This is a genomic window from Halalkalibacter lacteus (genome assembly GCF_036663595.1).
GTDB lineage: Bacteria > Bacillota > Bacilli > Bacillales > Bacillaceae_D > Halalkalibacter > Halalkalibacter lacteus.
On the sequence record NZ_JAWRVL010000210.1, the window covers coordinates 1 to 271 of the forward strand.

2 tRNA genes are annotated in these 271 nt (G+C 52.0%); both read left to right on the forward strand.

Annotation, left to right across the window (positions count from 1 at the left end):
• Positions 1-97: 97 nt before the first annotated feature.
• Positions 98-172, forward strand: a tRNA-Glu gene (locus SAZ04_RS22105).
• 22 nt (positions 173-194) lie between these two features.
• Positions 195-270 (forward strand) — tRNA-Lys (locus SAZ04_RS22110).
• Position 271: the final 1 nt, after the last annotated feature.

Below are 271 nucleotides of genomic sequence, written 5' to 3' on the forward strand. Positions count from 1 at the left end.
TGGCTGAAGGGGCGCCCCTGCTAAGGGTGTAGGTCGTTTACGCGGCGCGAGGGTTCAAATCCCTCCTTCTCCGCCACCGATAAATGAATTATATAGTGGCCCGTTGGTCAAGTGGTTAAGACACCGCCCTTTCACGGCGGTATCACGGGTTCGAATCCCGTACGGGTCACCAACAATATTATCACTTTAACAGGGAGCCATTAGCTCAGCTGGTAGAGCATCTGACTTTTAATCAGAGGGTCGAAGGTTCGAATCCTTCATGGCTCACCAT